Below are 19300 nucleotides of genomic sequence, written 5' to 3'. Positions count from 1 at the left end.
TAGCGTCACGGACCGCCCGATTCGGGCACGGGGCACCGGCCCTGCGCCACGCGGTGTCACCGGATCTACAGACGGTGCTGCAGGGCCTCCGCCGCCGCCAGCAGATCGGCCGCCCACCGCACGCCCGGCCGCCTGCCGATCCGCTCGACCGGCCCGGAGACCGACACGGCCGCCACGACCTGGCCCTGCGCGTCCCGCACCGGCGCCGAGACACTGGCCACGCCGGACTCCCGCTCGGCGACGCTCTGCGCCCAGCCCCGTCGCCGGACGTCGACCAGCACCCGTTCGGTGAAGGTGGCGGTGGCGAGCACGGCCCGCTGCGTGGCGGGATCGGCCCAGGCCGCGAGGACCTTCGCCCCGGACCCGGCGTTCATCGGTAGCCGCGTGCCGACGGGCACGGTGTCCCGCAGTCCGGACGCGGGCTCGGCCGCCGCGATGCAGACCCGGTGCATCCCGTCACGCCGGTAGAGCTGGACGCTCTCCCCGGTGATGTCGCGCAGCCGCGGCAGCACCGCACCCGCGGCCTCGAGCAGCGGGTCCGAGTGGCCGCCGGCCAGCTCGGCGAGGGTGGGGCCGGGCCGCCAGCGGCCGTCGGACCCCCGCTGCAGCAGGCCGTGCACCTCCAGTCCGACGGCCAGCCGGTGCGCGGTGGCGCGGGGCAGGCCGGTGGCCTCGCAGAGCTCGGAGAGCCCCATGGGCTCGTCCGCCGCCGCACGTAACACCCCCACGGCCTTGTCGAGCACGCCGATGCCGCTAGACTGTCTCACGTCTCGATATTAACTTCCCACGATCTGGGACACCACCACCGGGACGCACAGTTCAACGCGAAGGAGGCGGCAGCGGTGGGACGCACGCTGGCCGAGAAGGTCTGGGACCAGCACCTGGTCCGCAAGGGCGCTGTCAACGGCGCCGGGCAGGAGCCCGACCTGCTCTACATCGACCTGCACCTCGTGCACGAGGTGACGAGCCCGCAGGCGTTCGACGGGCTGCGGCTCGCCGGCCGGAAGGTCCGCCGCCCCGACCTCACCCTCGCCACCGAGGACCACAACGTCCCCACGCTCGACGTCCTGGCCCCGATCGCCGACCCCGTCTCGCGCACGCAGGTGGAGACCCTGCGGCGCAACTGCGAGGAGTTCGGCGTCCGGCTCTACCCGATGAACCACACCGAGCAGGGCATCGTGCACGTCGTCGGGCCGCAGCTGGGGCTGACCCAGCCGGGCACCACGGTCGTCTGCGGCGACTCGCACACCTCGACCCACGGCGCGTTCGGCGCGATGGCCTTCGGCATCGGCACCTCCGAGGTGGAGCACGTGCTGGCCACCCAGACGCTGCCGCTCAAACCGTTCAAGACCATGGCGATCAACGTCCACTCGGAGGACGGCCGGCTGCGCCCGGGCGTCACGAGCAAGGACGTCGTGCTGGCGATCATCGCGCAGATCGGCACCGGCGGTGGGCAGGGCTACGTGCTGGAGTACCGCGGCAACGTCATCGACAACCTGTCGATGGAAGCCCGGATGACGATCTGCAACATGTCCATCGAGGCCGGCGCCCGCGCGGGCATGATCGCCCCGGACGAGACCACCTTCGCCTACCTGAAGGGCCGCGACCACGCGCCGAAGGGCGAGCAGTGGGACGAGGCGGTCGAGGCCTGGCGCGAGCTGCGCACGGACCCGGACGCGGTGTTCGACGCCGAGGTGGACATCGACGCGGACGCGCTGACCCCGTTCGTCACCTGGGGCACCAACCCCGGCCAGGGGCTCCCGCTGGGCGAGAGCGTGCCGGACCCCGAGGCCATCGTCGACGAGAACGAGCGGGTCGCCGCGGAGAAGGCGCTGGCCTACATGGGCCTGGAGGCGGGCCAGCCGCTGCGCTCGATCAAGGTCGACACCGTGTTCGTCGGTTCCTGCACCAACGGGCGGATCGAGGACCTGCGGGCCGCCGCGGAGATCCTCGACGGCCGGCAGATCGCGAAGGGTGTGCGGATGCTGGTCGTGCCCGGCTCGATGCGGGTGCGGTTCCAGGCCGAGGAGGAGGGCCTGGACAAGGTCTTCACCGCCGCCGGCGCCGAGTGGCGCTCCGCGGGTTGCTCGATGTGCCTGGGCATGAACCCCGACCAGCTGGCTCCGGGGGAGCGCAGCGCGTCGACCTCCAACCGCAACTTCGAGGGCCGCCAGGGCAAGGGCGGCCGCACCCACCTGGTCTCCCCGCTGGTCGCCGCGGCGACCGCGGTGCGCGGGACCCTGTCGAGCCCGGAGGACCTGAGCTGATGGAGAAGTTCACCACCCACACCGGCATCGGCGTCCCGCTGCGCCGCTCCAACGTGGACACCGACCAGATCATCCCGGCGGTCTACCTCAAGCGCGTGACGCGCACCGGGTTCGAGGACGGGCTGTTCTCGGCCTGGCGGACGGACGGGTCGTTCATCCTCAACCAGGAGCCGTTCAGCCGCGGTTCGGTGCTGGTCGCGGGCCCGGACTTCGGCACCGGCTCCTCGCGTGAGCACGCCGTCTGGGCGTTGATGGACTACGGCTTCCGCGTGGTGATCTCGGCGCGGTTCGCCGACATCTTCCGCGGCAACTCGGCCAAGGCCGGCCTCGTCGCCGCCCAGGTCGAGCAGCCGGACGTCGAGCTGCTGTGGAAGCTGCTGGAGAACGAGCCGGGCACCGAGGTGACCGTCGACCTGCAGGAGAAGACGGTGCAGGCCAAGGACCTGACCGTGCCCTTCCAGATCGACGACTACATCCGCTGGCGCCTGCTCGAGGGGCTCGACGACATCGGGCTGACCCTGCGCCACGAGGAGGCCATCGACGCCTTCGAGCGCTCCCGGCCCGCGCACAAGCCGGTCACCACGGCCTGAGCGCGACCCCGACGGACGACCGCCGTCGGCACTGCGCGTGACCACAGTGGTCACGCAGGGTGCCGACGGCGGTTTTTCCTTGTGCGCCAACGGCTCTTCGGCCCTCCGCCCCTTGGCGAACGGAGGAGGAGGCTCTACCGTGCGGGGCCATGAACAAGACCCAGCTGGTGGACGCGCTGGCGGCGCGCCTCGGTGACCGGCGCACCGCGGCGTCCGCAGTGGACGGAGTCCTGGACATCATCGTGGACACGGTCGGCTCCGGCGGGTCGGTGACCCTCACCGGCTTCGGGGTGTTCGAGGCGCGGGCGCGCGCCGCACGCGTGGCCCGCAACCCGCGGACCGGGGAGACGGTCCCGGTGCCGCCGACGACCGTGCCGTCCTTCCGCCCGGGCACCGCCTTCCGCACCACGGTGGCGGGCAACGACGGTGCCGCCGCCACGGCGAAGCGGGCCCCGGCCCGCACGCCGCGTCCGGCCACGGCCCGGACGTCGGGCTCCTTCGTCGCGGAGGAGGTCGTCGAGGCCCCGGCGCCGAAGAAGACGGCCCGCTCCACGGCCGCCAAGACGACCGCCGCCAAGGCCAGGGCGACCGAGAAGGCGACGGAGAAGGCGCCCGAGAAGGCGACCGCCAAGCCGGCCGCGAAGAAGTCGGCCAAGGAACCGATCGCCAAGGTCGTCAAGGACAAGCCCGCCAAGAAGGCCAAGGCGAAGAAGTAGCCGCCTCGCGCAGCGCGCTACGGCTCCATGGCGCGGGCCGCTATGTGGGGCTGGGGTAGTAGTCGGCGGTGCGGAGGGCGCCCGTGCCGTCCGTCGTCAGCACCCACGTGCTGCCCTTGCGGGAGGGCACGGGGGTCTTCTCCGGGTCCGGCACGCCCGTGACGTCGGCGGCGCTCTCGTCGAGCAGGTTCTCGACGACGTCCGGGATCACCCCGCCCTGGCTGCACAGCACCGTGACGCCGGGCAGGGCGAGCAGCTCGCGGAAGCGGGCGAGACCGGCGGCCGGGTCCACCCAGTAGCCCTCCTCGCCGAGCAGCGGCTCGCGCTCGATCTTCAGGCCGCGCGCGGTGCCGTACGGGGCGATCGTGTCCACGCAGCGCACCGGCGGCGCCGAGTGGAGGCGTTCCGGGGCGAAGCCGGCGAGGAACTCCGTCATGTGCTCGGCCTGGGTGCGGCCGACCCCGGAGAGCGGGCGCAGGTCGTCGTCGTCGTCCCAGTCCTTGCGGCTGCCGGCCTTGGCGTGCCGGACCAGGAGCAGCACGGTCGCCGGGGGCGTGAACCGCCGGAGGATCTCGACGTCGTGGGCGTAGCTCAGCCGCTCGACGGCCTCGGCGGGCGGGACCCAGACCAGCTCGTCGATCTCGGTGTTCGGGCCGAAGTCCGGCACCTCCAGGGCCTCGGCCGCCCAGTACCGCACGAGCTTGCTGCCCTCGGGGACGAGGTAGCGGACGTCGCCGAGCCGGGCGCCCAGCCGGGCCCGCACCCCCGTCTCCTCCCAGGTCTCGCGCAGCGCGCAGGAGGCGAGGGTCTCGCCGTTGTCGAGCTTGCCCTTGGGCAGGCCCCAGTCGTCGTACTTCGGCCGGTGCACGAGCGCCACCTGCGGACCCCCGTTGGTGGCGCGCCACAGGACCGTCCCCCCGGCGAGCACGTCGGCCCCGAGCGCGGCGTAGAGGTCAGACATCCGCGCCGCCGGCCCTCACTCGTCGACCTGGGACCGCGACGCGTGCGCGATCATCAGCTCCGCCTGGTGGTCGCGCACCTTCTCCAGTTCCGTGCCCTTCGGTGGCGAGGGCTCCCACCCGCCGTCGCCCTCCAGCGTCCAGCAGCGCGTGGCGGGGTCGAGGCAGGAATCGAAGACCCCGCCCAGCTGCGCGGCGAGCTTCGGGTCCGCCACCCGCAGCAGCACCTCGACGCGGCGGTCGAGGTTGCGGTGCATCATGTCGGCGCTGCCGAGCCAGTACTCGTCGGCCGCCCCGAAGTGGAAGATCCGCGAGTGCTCCAGGAAGCGCCCGAGGATCGAGCGGACCTGGATGTTCTCCGACAGCCCCGGCACGCCCGGGCGGATCGCGCAGATCCCGCGGACCACGATGTCGACCGGCACGCCGGCCTGCGAGGCCCGGTACAGCGCGTCGATCACCTGCTCGTCGACCAGCGAGTTGACCTTGATCCGGACCCGGGCCGACGTGTCGCCGGCCCGGTGCGCCTCGAGCTCGTCCTCGATGCGCCGGACGATCCCGCGCCGGACGCCGTAGGGCGCCACGAGCAGGCTGCGGTACGAGGTCTGTCGCGAGTAGCCGGTGAGCGAGTTGAACAGGTCCGTGAGGTCGGCGCCGATCGTCGGGTCGGCGGTGAGCACGCCGATGTCCTCGTAGAGCCGCGCGGTCTTGGGGTTGTAGTTGCCGGTGCCGATGTGGCAGTAGCGGCGGATGGTCGAGCCCTCCTGGCGTACGACCAGCGAGGTCTTGCAGTGCGTCTTCAGGCCGACGAGCCCGTAGACGACGTGCACGCCGGACTTCTCCAGCTCGCGCGCCCAGCGGATGTTGGCCTGCTCGTCGAACCGCGCCTTGATCTCGACCAGGGCCACGACCTGCTTGCCCGCGGCCGCCGCGTCGATCAGGGCGTCGACGATCGGGGAGTCGCCGGACGTCCGGTACAGCGTCTGCTTGATGGCCAACACGTTCGGGTCCGCCGCCGCCTGCTCGACGAAGCGCTGCACGCTCGTCGAGAAGGAGTCGTACGGGTGGTGGACCAGCACGTCCCCGTCCCGGAGGGTGGCGAAGATGCTGCGCGGGGTCTCCCGCTCCCCGAACGCCGGGTGCGTGGCGGGGCGGAAGGGCTCGTCCTTCAGGTCGGGCCGGTCCGTGCCGTAGACCTCCCACAGGCAGGTGAGGTCGAGCAGCCCGGGCACGGTGACGACGTCGCCCGGGTCCACGTCCAGCTCGCGCAGCAGCAGCTCCAGCACGTGCTCGGACATGGTGTCGACGACCTCGAGCCGCACGGGCGGGCCGAAGCGGCGGCGGGCGAGCTCGCGCTCCAGGGCCTGGAGCAGGTCCTCGTCCCGGTCCTCCTCGACCTCGAGGTCGGCGTTGCGGGTCACGCGGAAGGCGTGCACCTCGGCGACCTCGAGGCCCGGGAACAGCTCGCCGAGGTGGGCGGCGATGAGGTCCTCGATCGGCAGGAACGTGACGTCCCGGCCGGGCTTGCCCTCGTCGTCCTGCACCCGGACCAGGCGCGGGACGTTGTTGGGCACCTTGACCCGGGCGAAGCGCTCGGTGCGACTGTCGGTGTCCCGGACCGTGACCGCCAGGTTGAGCGACAGGCCCGAGATGTACGGGAAGGGGTGCGCGGGGTCCACGGCCAGCGGCGTGAGCACCGGGAAGACCTGCGCGGCGAAGTAGTCCGACAGGCGCAGGCGCTGCGCGTCGGACAGGTCGCTCCAGCGGCGGATGTGGATGCCGTTCTGGTCGAGCTCGGGGCGGACCTCGTCGAGGAACACGCGCGCGTGCGCCTCGGAGATCGCCTGGCTGCGCTCGGCGATCCGGGCCAGCTGCTCGCGCGGGGACAGGCCGTCGGCGCTGCGCACGGCCAGACCGGTCTCGTCCCGACGCTTCAGCCCGGCGACCCGGACCATGTAGAACTCGTCGAGGTTGCTGGCGAAGATCGCGAGGAACTTGGCCCGCTCCAGCAGCGGCTGGCTGGTGTCCTCGGCCAGCGCGAGCACCCGGGCGTTGAAGTCCAGCCAGGAGAGCTCGCGGTTGAGGTAGCGGTCGTCCGGCAGTCCGCTCGGCGCGGCGAGGGTGGTCGGCGCGGGCGGGCCGATCGGGGCGGCGCCGCTGCCGTTGGGCGCGGCGGTGGTCGGGGCGGTGGCGGTGCTCGCGCTCGTGGGCACCGGCGCCGGGCCGGGCGCGGCGGTCTCGACGCGGCTCCCGGTCTGCGAGGCGCGCACCGGCGTGGCCCGCCGCCGCGGGGCCGGCTTCTTCGCGCTCGTCCGGCGGCGGCCGTTGCTCCCGGCGGGTCCGGTCTCGGTGTTCTCGGGGCCCGTGCTCACCGGCGGGATTCTTCCGCACGCACCGGCCGTGCGACCCGTCGGAGCGACCGACATCCGGGTGAACTCTCGGTCACGGGCGGGTCACGAGTGGCGGTTGACCTGCGGAGGCGGGGTGGGTTGTGCCGGAGATCGCAGGCTTGGCGCGGGCCTCACGCCCGGCCCGGCAGGCTGAACCGGTGCTCGCCTCCCTGGTGCTGGTCGCCCTCGTCGTGCTCGCCGCCGTCAGCGGGGAGACCGGCCTCGGCGGGGCGGTCGCGCTCGCCGCCGTCGCGCTGCTCTGGTTCCTCGTCAACGGGCGGATGGAGGGGCCGGTCCTCCTCGTCGTCGCCCCCACCCACGGGCTCACCGGCGGCGATCTCGCCGGGATCGCCGCGCTGGTCGTCGCGGGCCGGCGCGCGTTCGTCGTCCTGCGCCGGCGGCGGGCCTGAGGGCGTCGAGCGCTCCAGGAACCGCAGCAGCTCCACGGGGAAGGGCAGGACCAGGGTGGAGTTCTTCTCCGCCGCCACCTCGACGACGGTCTGCAGCAGCCGCAGCTGGAGGGCGGCCGGGTGGGAGGTCATCACCTCGGCCGCCTTGGCGAGCTGCTGCGACGCCTGCAGCTCGCCGTCGGCCGTGATCACCCGGGACCGGCGCTCGCGCTCGGCCTCGGCCTGCCGCGACATCGACCGCTTCATCGACTCCGGCAGCACCACGTCCTTGATCTCCACGCGGTCGATGTGCACGCCCCAGCCGACGGCGGGGTTGTCCAGCATCAGCTCGAGGCCCTGGTTGAGCCGCTCGCGGTTGGACAGCAGGTCGTCGAGCTCGCTCTTGCCGATGATCGACCGCAGGGACGCCTGCGCCACCTGCAGGATCGCCGAGCCGTAGTCCTGGACGTCGACGGCCACGCGCACGGGGTCGACCACCCGGTAGTAGACGACGGCGTCGACCCGGACGGTGACGTTGTCGCTCGTGATCCCGTCCTGCGCCGGGATCGGCAGGGTGATGACCTGCATGTTGACCTTGTGCATCCGGTCCGCCAGCGGCGCCAGCACCGCCAGGCCCGGGCCTCTCGTCTGCGGCTGGAGCCGGCCGAACCGGAACACCACACCCCGCTCGAACTGCTGGACCACTCGGACGCTCGTCGCGGCCCCGACGAGCACCACGAGCCCGAGGATCAGGAGCACCATCCAGAGAACGGTCATGACGCGCCTCCCTGCAGGCCCGGATTATCGACCCGCTCCCGGCCCGTTGACCAGGGCTTACCGGCAGACGAACAGCCCTGCCGTCCGGGGTCCGACGCCCAGTGCGCAGGCCTCCCGGAGGTCGGCCTCGGTGTCGACGTCCCGGCGCAGGCCGGGCAGCTCGCCGCCCAGCGGGACGGCGCCGGACGCCCGGTGCGCGGCGGCCGACCCGGGCCCGAACCGCGGGTCCAGCGGGGCGCCGGCGGGGGCGAGGAGCAGGGTGGTGCCGTCCCCCCGGGCGTCGGCGCAGAAGGCCCGTCCCGACGCTCGGGCGAGCGCCTCGTCGAGCTCCTCGGGCTTGAGCGCGGGGAGGTCCGCCTGCAGCGCCCCGTGCCGCAGCTCGGCGGGCAGCAGGGCGGCGCCGTGGACCAGTGCGGCGTTGAGGCCGGCCGCCGGCTCGTCGCGGACGATCCGCACACCCGTCCCGGCCAGCTCGCGCCCGACCGTCTCGTCGCTCGTCACGACGACGACCGCGGCCACCCGCCCGGCGGCCAGCACGGCGTCCAGGGTGTCCAGGGCGAGCGCGAGGGCGAGCTCGGCGTGCGCGGCCGGGTCGCCCACCCCGCCGTCGGCCGCCCCGCGCAGCCGGGACTTGGCCGCGTCGAGCCCCTTGACGGGCACGACCAGACCCACTTCGCGGCTGCTCACCACCCCATCGTTCCACCCGCCCAGGGTGTCGGTGGACCGCGCCCGGGCCGGCAGGGAAGGATCGGCGTCGATCGACGACAGGAGAGGGGCACCGGTGGCGCGCGAGAAGGGCGGGTTCTGGGTCAACTTCGCGGCGGCGGTCTTCTACCCGCTGTCGTACGCGGCCGGCAGCCCGCACTACGAAGGCCGCGAGCACCTGCCCGCGCAGGGCGGCGCGCTGGTCGTCGCCAACCACATCTCCTACCTGGACCCCGTGTACACGGCGCTGTGGGTGCACAGCGCCCGCCGGGTGCCGCGGTTCCTGGCCAAGGCGAGCCTGTGGAAGGTCCCGGTGCTCGGGAAGGTGTTGCTCGGCACCGAGCAGATCCCGGTCTACCGGGACTCGGCCGACGCGCAGCAGAGCCTCTCGGCCGGCGTCGAGGGCCTGGCGAACGGCAAGGTCGTGGTGATCTACCCGGAGGGCACGATCACGCGGGACCCCGAGGGCTGGCCGATGCACTCGCGCACGGGGGCGGCGCGGCTCGCGCTGTCGTCGGACGCGCCGGTGTTGCCCATGGTCCACTGGGGAACCCGGGAGGTGTACGACCACTACAACAAGAAGGTCCGGCCGCTCCCGCGCAGGCGGATCACGGTGCGCGCCGGCGAGCCGATCGACCTGTCCGCCTACCGCGGCAAGCCGATCGACGCGACGATCCTCCGCGAGGTGACCGAGCTGTTCATGACCCGCTGCAAGGAGCTGCTGGCCGAGGTCCGGGACGAGACGCCCCCGCCGGGCTTCTACCGCCGCGCCGTCGAGGGGCGCACGCCGGAGGCCGCGACGCCGGAGGCCGAGCGGGACGGCGGGCCGGCGTGACGGGGCTCGCGAAGATCGCGGTCCTCGGTGCCGGGTCGTGGGGCACGGCGTTCGCCAAGGTCGTCGCCGACGCCGGCCGCGAGGTCGTGCTCTGGGCGCGGCGGCCCGAGGTCGCCGGCGCGATCCGCGAGACCCGCGCCAACCCCGACTACCTGCCCGACATCAGGCTGCCGGACAACCTGTCCGCGACGTCCAGCGCGGCGGCCGCGCTCGAGGGGGCCGACGCCGTGGTTCTCGCGGTGCCGTCGCAGACCCTGCGGGCGAACCTGGCGGACTGGAAGCCGTTGCTCCCGCCCGGGCGCACGCTGGTGAGCCTGGCCAAGGGCGTCGAGCTGGGCACGCTCAAGCGGATGAGCCAGGTGATCGCCGAGGTCGCGGAGGTGCCCGCGGACCAGATCGCCGTCGTGTCCGGGCCCAACCTGGCGCGGGAGATCGCGCAGGGGGAGCCGACGGCCACGGTGATCGCGTGCGCCGACCACGACCGCGCCGTGGAGCTGCAGTCCGCGACCTCGAACGACTACTTCCGCTCGTACACCAACACGGACGTCGTGGGCTGCGAGCTGGGCGGCGCGGGCAAGAACGTGATCGCGCTGGCCGTCGGGATCGCGGCGGGCATGGGGCTGGGCGACAACAGCCGCGCCTCGCTGATCACCCGCGGGCTGGCCGAGACCGCCCGGCTGGGCGCGGAGCTGGGGGCGGACCCGTTGACCTTCGCCGGGCTCGCGGGCCTGGGCGACCTGGTGGCGACGTGCTCCTCGCCGCTCTCCCGCAACCGCACCTTCGGCGAGCACCTCGGCCGCGGCGAGACCCTCGCCCAGGCCGAGGCGGCCAACCACGGGCAGGTCGCCGAGGGCGTGAAGTCGTGCGTGTCGATCTGCGAGCTCGGGGAACGGCACGGGGTGGAACTGCCGATCGCCGACGCCGTGCGGCGGGTGTGCCACGAGGGCTACTCCGCCACCGCCATGGCGAAGGAACTGATCTCGCGGGCGCCGAAGCCCGAGTGACCCGTGAGCGGCGACTGCCCGGGAGAACGGCAGTCGTCACACACGACCACGACTGACCTGGGAGGACGATGAGCGGGGACGGGACGCGCTGCGTCCGGGGCGGGCACCCGCCGGGTGCGGTGGGCGAGCCCGCGCACCCCGGCCCGGTGCTGTCGGCGACCTTCGAGCTGGGGCTCCCGCACGACCCGCAGCCGGAGTTCTTCTACGGCCGCGCCGACAACCCCACCTGGCGCGCGTACGAGGCCGCGGTGGGGGAGCTGGAGGGCGGGGAGTGCGTCGCCTTCTCCTCCGGGATGGCCGCCCTGTCCACCGTGATGCGGCTGTGCGCCCGCCCCGGCACCGCGGTCGTGCTGCCCAGCGACGGCTACTACATCGCCCGGCTCGTCGCCTCCGAGGAGCTCGCGCCGATGGGCGTCGAGGTCCGCGAGTTCGCGACGGCGGGGGCGTGGGAGCCGCTCCACGGCGCCTCCCTCGTGCTGCTCGAGACGCCGTCGAACCCCGGGCTCGAGGTGTGCGACATCCCGGCCATCGCCGACGCCGCGCACGCCGCGGGCGCGATGGTGGCCGTCGACAACACCACCGCGACGCCGCTGGGGCAGAAGCCGCTGCCGCTCGGCGCCGACTTCGTGATCGCCAGCGACACCAAGGCGCTGTCCGGGCACGGCGACGTCGTCCTCGGGCACGTGACCTGCGCCGACCCGATCCTGGCCGGGCGGGTGCGGGCCGCCCGCACCCGCGGCGGCGCGATCCCCGGGCCGATGGAGATCTGGCTCGCGCACCGCGGCCTCGGCACGCTGGACCTGCGGCTGGAGCGGCAGGCGAAGAACGCGCACGCGCTGGTCCAGGCGCTGCTCGGGCACCCCGCCGCGAGGGACGTCCGGTGGCCCGGCCTGCCCTCCGACCGTGCGCACGCGGTGGCCTCCCGGCAGATGCGCCGCTGGAACGGGGTCCTGCGGTTCACCCTGCCCTCGGCCGAGGCGGTGGGGGAGTTCCTCGCGGCCTCGCACCTGGTGTCGTCGACGACGAGCTTCGGCGGGCTGCAGACCTCCGCCGACCGTCGGGAGCGGTGGGGGGACGCGGTGCCGCCCGGCCTGCTCCGGCTCTCCGCGGGCTGCGAGGACACGGACGACCTGGTCGCGGACGTGCTCGGGGCGTTGGACGCCGTGCGGATCTGAGGTGGATCTGAGGTGCCCGGCCGGCCTGCCTCCTGACAGGCTTGCCGGATGGACGACGACGTCCCGCTCGACGTGACCACCCCGGCCGAATGGCGTGCGTGGCTCTCCGAGCACGCGGCGACCGCCCGCGAGGCATGGGTCGTCATCCCGCACGCCCGCTCCGGCCGGCCCGGTCTGACCCAGCGGCAGGCGCTCGAGGAGGCGCTGTGCTTCGGCTGGATCGACGGCCTCTCCCGCAAGCACGATGCGTCGTCACGACGGCAGCGGTTCAGCCCCCGGAGCCCGCGGAGCGCGTGGAGCACGATCAACCGCGAACTGGTCGCGCGGCTGATCGCGGAGGGGCGGATGACGCCGGCCGGGCAGGCGACGATCGACGCCGCCAAGGCCACCGGCATGTGGACGCTGCTCGCCGACGCCCAGGCCGGGATCCTCCCTCCCGACCTGCGTTCGGCGCTCGACGACGACCCGGCCGCCACCGCGGGGTGGGAGGCGATGTCGCCCTCCGCCCGCAGGGCCGAGCTCGAGGCCCTCGCCCGGGCCAAGAAGCCGGAGACCCGGGTGCGCCGTATCGCGGCCACGGTCGCGACAGCGCGGGGCGAGGCCCGCTGAGGGCGCCGAGCAAGCCGCGGGGAGCCGCCGACCGCGCGAGCAGGGGCGGCCGGGTCGAACTTCCACACCAACATCACGTACTGATAACGGCCAGCCGTCACCCGGCGAACCACCCCGCAACGTCACGGACGGCGGCGGATGTCCCCCCTACACCGGCACCCGTCGTCGGTGCGGCCACGCTGCGGGATCCCCCCTCCGCAGCGTGGCCGCACGTTCCCCACTTCGTCGGTCCGGCCACGATCACAGCCCTGCCGCTTCGAGGACCCGGACGACCGTCGCGCGGTCGATCCCGCTCGTGGCGGCGCGGAGGTAGAGACCGTTGACCGCGGCCGCGAGGAGTTCGGCGCGGTCGGGACATAGGCGCCGGGCCAGGTCGTCCAACGCCCGGTCCCAGCGCTCCAGCTCGTCGCGCAGGTCGGGGCGGCGGGCGGCGAGGAGGTAGAGGTCGTACTCGGCGATCGTCAGCAGGCGGGCCTGGGCGGAGTAGGCGGCGAGCAGGCCGGCCAGGTCGTCGGCCGACTCGACCGTGCTCAGGTCCTCGACGTACCGGTCGTTGACCTCCCGCAGGCCGGTGACCAGCAGCTCGTCGACGCTCGCGAAGTAGTACAGCACCGCACTCGGCGGCAGCCCCGCCTCCGCGGCCACGGCCCGCTGCGTCACGGCCGCGACGCCGGAGCGCCCCACCAGCCGGAGGGCGGCGTCGAGCAGCGCCCGCCGCCGGGCCGCGCCCTTGCGGAGCCGGCCGTCGGTGATCTCAGGCGGCATGCGGCGTCCGGCCGAGCTCCAGTGCGAGCACGCCGGCGATGACGAGCACGATCCCCCCGATCTGCACCCACGTCAGCGGCTCCTTGAGGAACACCGCCCCGATGATCGCGATCAGCGCGACCCCGACGGCGGCCCACACCCCGTAGGCGACGCCGATCGGCATCCCGCCGGCGAGCGCCCGGGACAGCGAGTAGAAGGCGATGCCGTAGCCCAGCACCACGATCAGCGACGGCAAGAGCCGCGAGAACCCCTCGGAGAAGCGGAGGGCGACCGTGCCGGTCACCTCGGCCACGATCGCACCGGCGAGCCAGAACCACATGCCCGCCAGACTACTTGAGCGATCGCTCCAGAATCAGAGGAACATGATCAGCAGGATCGCGAGCAGCGCCAGCACCGGCAGCGCCGCCGCGGCCCACAGCAGCGGATCGCGCCGCCGGCTCACGGCGACGGGCTCGGGCAGCTCGGCGAGGTAGTCGTCGACCTCGACCCGGGGCTCGGGCACCCCGTGCCGCGGCACCACGGGCAGGAGCTGGGTGGCGGGCTCGATGTCGGGCAGGACGAGCGGGCGGCGGGGGCTTGACACGGCGTTCCTCTCTCGGCGGGCCTCGTCATGCTCATCGTCGCGCGATCGGCGCGCGTGACAGGCATCCTCAAGGATGAGGACGCGTCGTCTCGGTGGCAAAGGCACGAAGCGGACGAACTGCCCGTCGCGCTATGCAACGATCGATTCAGAGCGGTTGAATCCGCCTCATGGCAGATGGCGGTCTTCGGCCCCTCGCGCTGGTTACCGGTGCCTCCGCAGGCATCGGAGAGGCCTTCGCCCGCGAGCTCGCAGCCCGCGGTCACGATCTGATCGTCGTGGCTCGTCGGCGCGAGCGGCTCGAGGCGCTGGCAGCCGATCTCCCGACGGCCGTGCGGGTCGTCCCGGCCGACCTGTCGACCGAGGAGGGACTCGCCGACGTCGAGCGGGTGATCGAGGAGTCGCCTGTCGGCCTCCTCGTCAACAATGCTGGTCTCGGCGTCTACGGTCCGGTCTCGGGCCAGGATCTCGGAGCACTCGCTGCCACGGTCGCCGTCAACGTCGAGGCGCCGGTTCGGCTCACTCGCGCTGCCCTACCTCGGATGGTGGACGCAGGCGCCGGCGGAGTGATCGCCGTGAGCAGTCCAGCGGGGCAGCGGCCGAAGCCTCGATTGGCGGCGTACGCGGCTTCCAAGGCGTTCATCGACCTGTTCTTCGAGGCGCTCCGTCAGGAGGTCGCTGCCCGTGGAGTCGGCGTCACCATCGTCAGCCCTGGCTACACGCGCACCGAGTGGCACTGCAGAGCAGGCCAGGACGTCTCGGCGGTACGGCCCGAAGAGTGGCTGCAGCCTGCGGCAGTCGCACGCGCAGCACTCGACGCTTGGGCCGAGGGCCGACCGCGCGTCGATCTCGGTACTCATGCACCCCGCGCTCTTCCGATGCGCGTAGCGCGATCGGCGTACCTGCGGCTTCCGCCCCGTGTTCGCGATACTGCCGGAGTCCAGCACTTGCGCGAACTCGTGAACCGCCCGGAGAGGCGGGGCGAGCCGGTCGGACCACGCGGGCTCGACGTACGGTGAAGTCCGGGCCTACGCGAGTGACGAGTCCGGTCGACCGGTCGCTCGCGCCGTCCACCAGCGCCGCGTGTCCGCCTCAATATCACACGTGCGTAACCCGGCTCTCGTATGGTCGACTTACCTCATCCGAGCGGAGGTGGTCGCGTGCCGGATCGACAACCCCAACCCCTCGTCGCCGTCCCCGAACCCGGGGAGGGGGAGACGGGGGCAGGGAGTGCCGGGGTAACGGCTCTCCCGCCGGGTTCACGGGTGCTGCTGCTCAACGCGAGCTTCGAGCCTCTCGCCGTCGTCACGGCCAAACGCGCGATCGTCCTGATGCTCTCCGGTAAAGCGGAGTGTGTGCAGGCCGCCCTCGAAGGGGCGGCCTTTCATTCGGAGAACTTGACCGTCCCCGCCCCCTCGGTCATGCGACTCTCCCGCTACGTGCGGGTGCCGTACCGCCGAGCGGTTCCGATGACCCGGGCCGGCGTCCTGCGCCGCGACCTGCGCCGGTGCGCCTACTGCGGCAAGAAGGCCGACACGATCGACCACGTGATCCCGCGCAGTCGCGGCGGTGCGCACAGCTGGGAGAACTGCGTCGCCGCCTGCCGCACCTGCAACTCGAAGAAGGCCGACCGGCTCATCGACGAGATCGGCTGGACCCTGCGGATCACGCCCAAGCCGCCCAATCGAGCGGCCGGCGGGGTGCTGGTGCTTGCCGTCGAGCCGCACCCGGCGTGGGAGCCCTGGCTCGCCCAGGCCGCCTGACGTGCAAACGGCCCGCCCCCGAGCGCGGGGGCGGGCCGTCCGCGTACTGATCGGGGCGGTGGGCCGATCAGTACGACTCCGCCTGGTGGCGGAGGCCTTCCACGCACGGATGGTCGCCGGTAGGTCGCCGCCCGTTAACCCCGCGCCGCCGAAATCCCCAGAATCGATGACGGGTCAGGCCCGGAAGGCGGCCAACGAGGGCAGGCCCGCCCCGGTCCAGTCGAACATCGTGAGGTTGGCGTAGGGATTGCCCTCACCCACGTCCCAGCCGACGCCCGGGAGCCACTCCGGCTCCCAGACGACGAAGCCTCGGCCCCGCCCGTCGGGCACCGCGTCCACCACGGCCCGCAGTCCCTCGAAGTACGCGGCCTGGCCCTCCGGGCTCACCGGGAACCTGGCGACGTCGGGGAGCTCGTCGAGGCGCGCCGCGTAGTACTCCGTGCCGTCGGCCTGCTGCAGGGTCCAGGGGTACGAGGTCTCGACGACGAGGACGTCCTTCCCGTACCGCCGCGCGAGATCGCCGAGGTTGGCGGCCAGCGTGTCGAGGGAGCCGTGCCAGAACGGGTAGTAGGACAGGCCGATCAGGTCGAACGTCACGCCGCGGGCCGTGATCGCGTCGTAGAAGTAGCGGGCTCCGCCGGTGTCTCCCCCGCGGTCGATGTGGATCATCGTCTCGAGCCGTGCCGTCGCCCCGTCGAGGGCGCCGTCGAGGCCCGCCTTCAGCAGCCGGACGAAGTCGTCCCAGTGCTCGTGACCCCGGTCGTAGACCTTGCCGGCCGGCCAGAGCATGCCGGTGGTGATCTCGTTGCCGATCTGGATCATCGACAGTGGTGTGCCCTGCCGGGCGAAGGCGGCGACGGCGTCGCGGGTGTAGCTGCGGACGGTGTCGACGAGCCGGCCGAGGTCCTGGTCGGCCCAGGCCGCGGGGACGGACTGGCTGTACTGGTCGGCCCAGAAGTCCGAGTAGTGCAGGTCGAGGAGGATGTCGCAGCCCTCGTCGTGCGCCCGTCGGCCGAGGGTGAGGGCCGACTCGAGCGTGCTGTACCCGGCCGGCGGAGCGACCCAGGCCCGCAGCCGCACGAGGTTCGCGCCCCGCGCGGCCAGCAGTCGCTCGACGGGCGCGACCGCGCCGCCGTCGCGGTAGCGCGCCCCGATCGCCTCCATCTGCAGGGTGAACGAGAGGTCCGCACCCCGCACCACGCGCCGGACCGGGGCCCGGGCTGCGGTCGCTGCCGGCGACGCCGAGGAGCAGCCGGTCATCGCCGAGCCGCCGAGGAGGAGTCCGGCGGCGGACAGCAGTTGCCGTCGGGTGGGCACGAAGGTCCTCCGGTCGGGTCGGGACGTGCGAGGGAACGGCCGCCGGCCGGCGACCCGCCGCGGGTCGCCGGCCGGGTCACCGTAGCGCCGCTCAGTGCTGCGAGCGGCCGAGCGCGCGGACGGTCCAGCCCGCCGCACGCCACGCGGCGATGTCCAGCGTGTTGCGGCCGTCGATCAGCACCGCCTCGCGGACCACGGTGAGCAGGCGGCCGGGGTCGAGCTCCCGGTACTGCGTCCACTCGGTGAGGTGCAGCACGAGGTCGGCCCGCTCGCACGCCTTCTCGATGTCCAGGGCGTAGTCGAGCGTCGGGAACTGGGCGCGGGCGTTGTCGATGGCCTCCGGGTCGTGGACCCGGACCTGTCCGCCCTGCAGCTGGATGGCCGCCGCGATGTTCAGCGCGGGCGAGTCCCGGACGTCGTCGCTGTCCGGCTTGAAGGCGGCACCGAGGATGGCGACGTTGCGACCGAGGAAGGACCCGCCGACCAGCTCACGGGCCAGGTCGACCGTGCGCTGCCTGCGTCGCATGTTGACCTCGTCGACGGCCTGCAGGAACGACAGCGCCTCGCCCACGCCGAGCTCGCCCGCGCGGGCCATGAACGCCCGGATGTCCTTGGGCAGGCACCCGCCGCCGAACCCGATTCCCGCGGAGAGGAACCGGCGGCCGATGCGCGTGTCGTGCCCGATCGCGTCGGCAAGGGTGACGACGTCGCCCCCGGCGGCGTCGCAGATCTCGGCCATCGCGTTGACGAACGAGATCTTCGTGGCCAGGAACGAGTTGGCGGCGACCTTGACCAGCTCGGACGTCGCGAGGTCGGTGCTGATGTAGGGGCAGCCGGCCTCGAGCATCGGGGCGTAGACCTCGCGCAGCATCGCATCGGCCCGCTCCGAGGTCACGCCGACCACCAGCCGGTCCGGACGCAGGGTGTCCTGCACCGCGAACCCCTCCCTGAGGAACTCGGGGTTCCACGCGAGCTCGGCGTCGACAGCCGGGTTCAGCTCGGCGATGCGCTGCGCCAGCCGAGCCGCGGTCCCGACCGGCACCGTCGACTTCCCGACGACGAGGCTGCCGTTCCGCAGGTGCGGGGTCAGCCCGTCGACCACGGCGTCGACGTACTTCATGTCCGCCGCGTACGAGCCCGGCTGCTGCGGCGTGCCGACACAGACGAAGTGGACCTCACCGAACTCGCCCGCCTCCTGCAGCGAGTCGGTGAAGCGGAGGGACCCCGCGTCGACGGTGCGGCGCAGGAGCTCCGGCAGGCCGGGCTCGAAGAAGGGTGGGCGCCCCTCGGAGAGGGCGGCGAGCTTGCGGGGGTCGACGTCCACGCCGAGGACCTCGTGGCCGGCGTCGGCCATGCAGGCGGCGTGCACGGCCCCGAGGTAGCCGGTGCCGATGACGGTGATGCGCATGGGTGTCCTCGTGAGATCAGGAGGCGGGGTAGCCCGCCGGGTTGAGTCGCTGGAAGCGCCACGCGTCCTCGCACATCGCGGTGAGGTCGCGGGTCGTCCGCCAACCCCACGCCCGCTCGACGCGGCCGGGATCGGCGATGAGCATCGGGACGTCGCCGGTGCGGCGGCCCTCGATGCGGTAGGGGATCGGCCGCCCGACGGCGCGACCGAACTCGGCGACGAGTTCGAGCACCGAGGCACCCCGGCCGGTCCCCAGGTTGAACACGCGCAGCCCCGTCTCGTCGTCGAGATGGTCGAGCGCCACGCGGTGCCCGTCGGCGACGTCGACGACGTGGATGTAGTCCCGGACGCAGGTGCCGTCCGGTGTCGGGTAGTCGTTCCCGAAGACGGGCAGCTCGTCGAGCCGCCCGACTGCGACCTGCGCCATGTAGGGCAGGACGTTGTTGGGCACGCCGGTCGGGTCCTCCCCGAGCATGCCGCTGGGGTGCGCGCCGATCGGGTTGAAGTACCGGAGCGCGATCACGGACATCTCGGGGTACCGCACGCAGGCGTCGCCGAGCAGCTGCTCACAGACGTACTTGGTGCGGGCGTAGGGATTGGTCGGGCCGGCCGGGTCGTCCTCGTCGAGCGGGACCTTGCTGGTGTCGCCGTAGATCGAGCACGACGACGAGAACACGAGCCTGTGCACGCCGTGGTCGTTCATCGCGCGGAGCAGGGCGGTGGTGCCGCCGATGTTGATGTCGAAGTACTCCAGCGGGATGCGGGCGGACTCGCCGACCGCCTTCTTCGCCGCGAAGTGGATGACGGCGTCGATGTCGTGGGCAGCGAAGACGGCGTCGAGCGCCGCGCGGTCCCGCAGGTCCGCTTCGTGCAGGGTCAGCGGCCGGCCGGCCAGCTTCGCCACGGCGTCGACGGCGCTGGGTGAGCTGTTGGAGAAGTCGTCGACCACGACGACCTCGTGGCCGTGGTCGAGCAGCTCGACGCAGGTGTGGCTGCCGATGAAGCCGGCGCCGCCGGTCACCAGGACGGTCTCGGGCATCGGGTGGTCCTTCCG

The 19300-nt window shown here is 73.1% G+C and carries 20 protein-coding genes; 9 read left to right on the top strand and 11 right to left on the bottom strand.

Translation table 11 applies throughout. The annotated features are described in order from the left end of the window. Positions 1-65: 65 nt before the first annotated feature. A complete protein-coding gene (locus ABD990_RS00935) occupies positions 66-767 on the bottom strand; it encodes an IclR family transcriptional regulator (RefSeq protein WP_345377685.1) in 702 nt (233 codons plus the stop codon). A 75-nt stretch (positions 768-842) separates the two neighbouring features. Here ABD990_RS00935 and leuC point away from each other — a divergent pair, with 75 nt between their 5' ends. From leuC to ABD990_RS00920, 3 genes are all read left to right on the top strand, one after another. Beyond that, on the top strand, positions 843-2267 hold the full coding sequence (gene leuC / locus ABD990_RS00930) for a 3-isopropylmalate dehydratase large subunit (RefSeq protein WP_345377684.1): 1425 nt from the start codon (positions 843-845) through the stop codon (positions 2265-2267). After that, the gene (leuD, locus tag ABD990_RS00925) at positions 2267-2857 is read left to right on the top strand and encodes a 3-isopropylmalate dehydratase small subunit (RefSeq protein ID WP_345377683.1); all 591 of its coding nucleotides are present in this window, start codon (positions 2267-2269) and stop codon (positions 2855-2857) included. Before leuC ends, leuD begins: the two co-directional genes overlap by 1 nt. 149 nt (positions 2858-3006) lie before the next feature. Then, the gene (locus ABD990_RS00920; protein ID WP_345377682.1) at positions 3007-3573 is read left to right on the top strand and encodes an HU family DNA-binding protein; all 567 of its coding nucleotides are present in this window, start codon (positions 3007-3009) and stop codon (positions 3571-3573) included. Positions 3574-3613: 40 nt separating this feature from the next. Here the strand turns inward: ABD990_RS00920 and ABD990_RS00915 are convergent, their stop codons facing one another. The 4 genes from ABD990_RS00915 to cofC form a co-directional block, all read right to left on the bottom strand. Further along, positions 3614-4534, bottom strand: coding sequence for an NUDIX hydrolase (locus ABD990_RS00915; RefSeq protein ID WP_345377681.1), 921 nt, complete (start codon positions 4532-4534; stop codon positions 3614-3616). 15 nt (positions 4535-4549) lie between these two features. Then, on the bottom strand, positions 4550-6910 hold the full coding sequence (locus ABD990_RS00910) for an RNA degradosome polyphosphate kinase (RefSeq protein ID WP_425569349.1): 2361 nt from the start codon (positions 6908-6910) through the stop codon (positions 4550-4552). 140 nt (positions 6911-7050) lie between these two features. Beyond that, positions 7051-8070 (bottom strand): SPFH domain-containing protein, encoded by a 1020-nt coding sequence (locus ABD990_RS00905; protein WP_345377999.1) that lies wholly within the window; start codon positions 8068-8070, stop codon positions 7051-7053. A 72-nt stretch (positions 8071-8142) separates the two neighbouring features. Continuing rightward, complete coding sequence (gene cofC / locus ABD990_RS00900; RefSeq protein WP_345377679.1) at positions 8143-8772, bottom strand: 2-phospho-L-lactate guanylyltransferase; 630 nt, start codon at positions 8770-8772, stop codon at positions 8143-8145. Between the two features lie 94 nt (positions 8773-8866). On the opposite strand from cofC, the gene ABD990_RS00895 reads away from it, so the two are divergent. The 4 genes from ABD990_RS00895 to ABD990_RS00880 all read left to right on the top strand — a co-directional run bounded on the left by ABD990_RS00895 (position 8867) and on the right by ABD990_RS00880 (position 12413). After that, positions 8867-9625 (top strand): lysophospholipid acyltransferase family protein, encoded by a 759-nt coding sequence (locus ABD990_RS00895; protein ID WP_345377678.1) that lies wholly within the window; start codon positions 8867-8869, stop codon positions 9623-9625. Next, the gene (locus ABD990_RS00890) at positions 9622-10629 is read left to right on the top strand and encodes an NAD(P)H-dependent glycerol-3-phosphate dehydrogenase (RefSeq protein ID WP_345377677.1); all 1008 of its coding nucleotides are present in this window, start codon (positions 9622-9624) and stop codon (positions 10627-10629) included. Before ABD990_RS00895 ends, ABD990_RS00890 begins: the two co-directional genes overlap by 4 nt. Positions 10630-10697: 68 nt before the next feature. Then, the gene (locus tag ABD990_RS00885; RefSeq protein WP_345377676.1) at positions 10698-11804 is read left to right on the top strand and encodes a cystathionine gamma-lyase; all 1107 of its coding nucleotides are present in this window, start codon (positions 10698-10700) and stop codon (positions 11802-11804) included. A gap of 48 nt (positions 11805-11852) precedes the next feature. After that, positions 11853-12413, top strand: coding sequence for a YdeI/OmpD-associated family protein (locus tag ABD990_RS00880; protein WP_345377675.1), 561 nt, complete (start codon positions 11853-11855; stop codon positions 12411-12413). A 240-nt stretch (positions 12414-12653) separates the two neighbouring features. Here ABD990_RS00880 and ABD990_RS00875 read toward each other — a convergent pair whose 3' ends face one another. Genes ABD990_RS00875 through ABD990_RS00865 form a run of 3 tightly spaced genes read right to left on the bottom strand, consistent with a single transcriptional unit; the run spans position 12654 to position 13761 of the window. Then, a complete protein-coding gene (locus tag ABD990_RS00875; RefSeq protein ID WP_345377674.1) occupies positions 12654-13178 on the bottom strand; it encodes a TetR/AcrR family transcriptional regulator in 525 nt (174 codons plus the stop codon). Continuing rightward, positions 13168-13497: a DMT family transporter gene (locus ABD990_RS00870; protein WP_345377673.1), complete on the bottom strand. Its 330-nt coding sequence runs from the start codon at positions 13495-13497 to the stop codon at positions 13168-13170. The genes ABD990_RS00875 and ABD990_RS00870 overlap by 11 nt, the downstream gene beginning before the upstream one ends. A gap of 33 nt (positions 13498-13530) precedes the next feature. Continuing rightward, on the bottom strand, positions 13531-13761 hold the full coding sequence (locus ABD990_RS00865) for a hypothetical protein (RefSeq protein ID WP_345377672.1): 231 nt from the start codon (positions 13759-13761) through the stop codon (positions 13531-13533). A gap of 167 nt (positions 13762-13928) precedes the next feature. Between ABD990_RS00865 and ABD990_RS00860 the strand changes: the two genes are divergently transcribed. Further along, the gene (locus ABD990_RS00860; protein WP_345377671.1) at positions 13929-14777 is read left to right on the top strand and encodes an SDR family NAD(P)-dependent oxidoreductase; all 849 of its coding nucleotides are present in this window, start codon (positions 13929-13931) and stop codon (positions 14775-14777) included. A 246-nt stretch (positions 14778-15023) separates the two neighbouring features. Next, positions 15024-15521, top strand: a complete 498-nt coding sequence (locus tag ABD990_RS00855; protein WP_345377670.1) for an HNH endonuclease — start codon at positions 15024-15026, stop codon at positions 15519-15521. 174 nt (positions 15522-15695) lie between these two features. On the opposite strand, the gene ABD990_RS00850 is transcribed toward ABD990_RS00855, so the two are convergent. The 3 genes from ABD990_RS00850 to galE all read right to left on the bottom strand — a co-directional run bounded on the left by ABD990_RS00850 (position 15696) and on the right by galE (position 19285). Then, positions 15696-16838, bottom strand: coding sequence for a glycoside hydrolase family 53 protein (locus ABD990_RS00850; RefSeq protein WP_345377669.1), 1143 nt, complete (start codon positions 16836-16838; stop codon positions 15696-15698). A gap of 91 nt (positions 16839-16929) precedes the next feature. Continuing rightward, positions 16930-18246, bottom strand: a complete 1317-nt coding sequence (locus ABD990_RS00845; RefSeq protein WP_345377668.1) for a UDP-glucose dehydrogenase family protein — start codon at positions 18244-18246, stop codon at positions 16930-16932. Positions 18247-18262: 16 nt separating this feature from the next. Continuing rightward, complete coding sequence (gene galE, locus ABD990_RS00840) at positions 18263-19285, bottom strand: UDP-glucose 4-epimerase GalE (RefSeq protein ID WP_345377667.1); 1023 nt, start codon at positions 19283-19285, stop codon at positions 18263-18265. Positions 19286-19300 lie beyond the last annotated feature (15 nt).

Origin of the sequence: Pseudonocardia yuanmonensis, from assembly GCF_039542425.1 — a bacterium.
GTDB classification, from domain to species: domain Bacteria; phylum Actinomycetota; class Actinomycetes; order Mycobacteriales; family Pseudonocardiaceae; genus Pseudonocardia; species Pseudonocardia yuanmonensis.
This window is presented reverse-complemented; position numbering and strand designations above follow the sequence as displayed.

Excerpts from the sequence above, each read along its gene's own strand:
- ABD990_RS00860 (WP_345377671.1), top strand. The coding sequence starts at position 13,929 with ATGGCAGATGGCGGTCTTCGGCCCCTCGCGCTGGTTACCGGTGCCTCC.
- galE (WP_345377667.1), bottom strand. The coding sequence starts at position 19,285 with ATGCCCGAGACCGTCCTGGTGACCGGCGGCGCCGGCTTCATCGGCAGC.
- ABD990_RS00915 (WP_345377681.1), bottom strand. The coding sequence starts at position 4,534 with ATGTCTGACCTCTACGCCGCGCTCGGGGCCGACGTGCTCGCCGGGGGG.
- ABD990_RS00870 (WP_345377673.1), bottom strand. The coding sequence starts at position 13,497 with ATGTGGTTCTGGCTCGCCGGTGCGATCGTGGCCGAGGTGACCGGCACG.
- ABD990_RS00875 (WP_345377674.1), bottom strand. The coding sequence starts at position 13,178 with ATGCCGCCTGAGATCACCGACGGCCGGCTCCGCAAGGGCGCGGCCCGG.
- ABD990_RS00905 (WP_345377999.1), bottom strand. The coding sequence starts at position 8,070 with ATGGTGCTCCTGATCCTCGGGCTCGTGGTGCTCGTCGGGGCCGCGACG.
- ABD990_RS00885 (WP_345377676.1), top strand. The coding sequence starts at position 10,698 with ATGAGCGGGGACGGGACGCGCTGCGTCCGGGGCGGGCACCCGCCGGGT.
- leuD (WP_345377683.1), top strand. The coding sequence starts at position 2,267 with ATGGAGAAGTTCACCACCCACACCGGCATCGGCGTCCCGCTGCGCCGC.
- ABD990_RS00845 (WP_345377668.1), bottom strand. The coding sequence starts at position 18,246 with ATGCGCATCACCGTCATCGGCACCGGCTACCTCGGGGCCGTGCACGCC.
- ABD990_RS00920 (WP_345377682.1), top strand. The coding sequence starts at position 3,007 with ATGAACAAGACCCAGCTGGTGGACGCGCTGGCGGCGCGCCTCGGTGAC.
- ABD990_RS00880 (WP_345377675.1), top strand. The coding sequence starts at position 11,853 with ATGGACGACGACGTCCCGCTCGACGTGACCACCCCGGCCGAATGGCGT.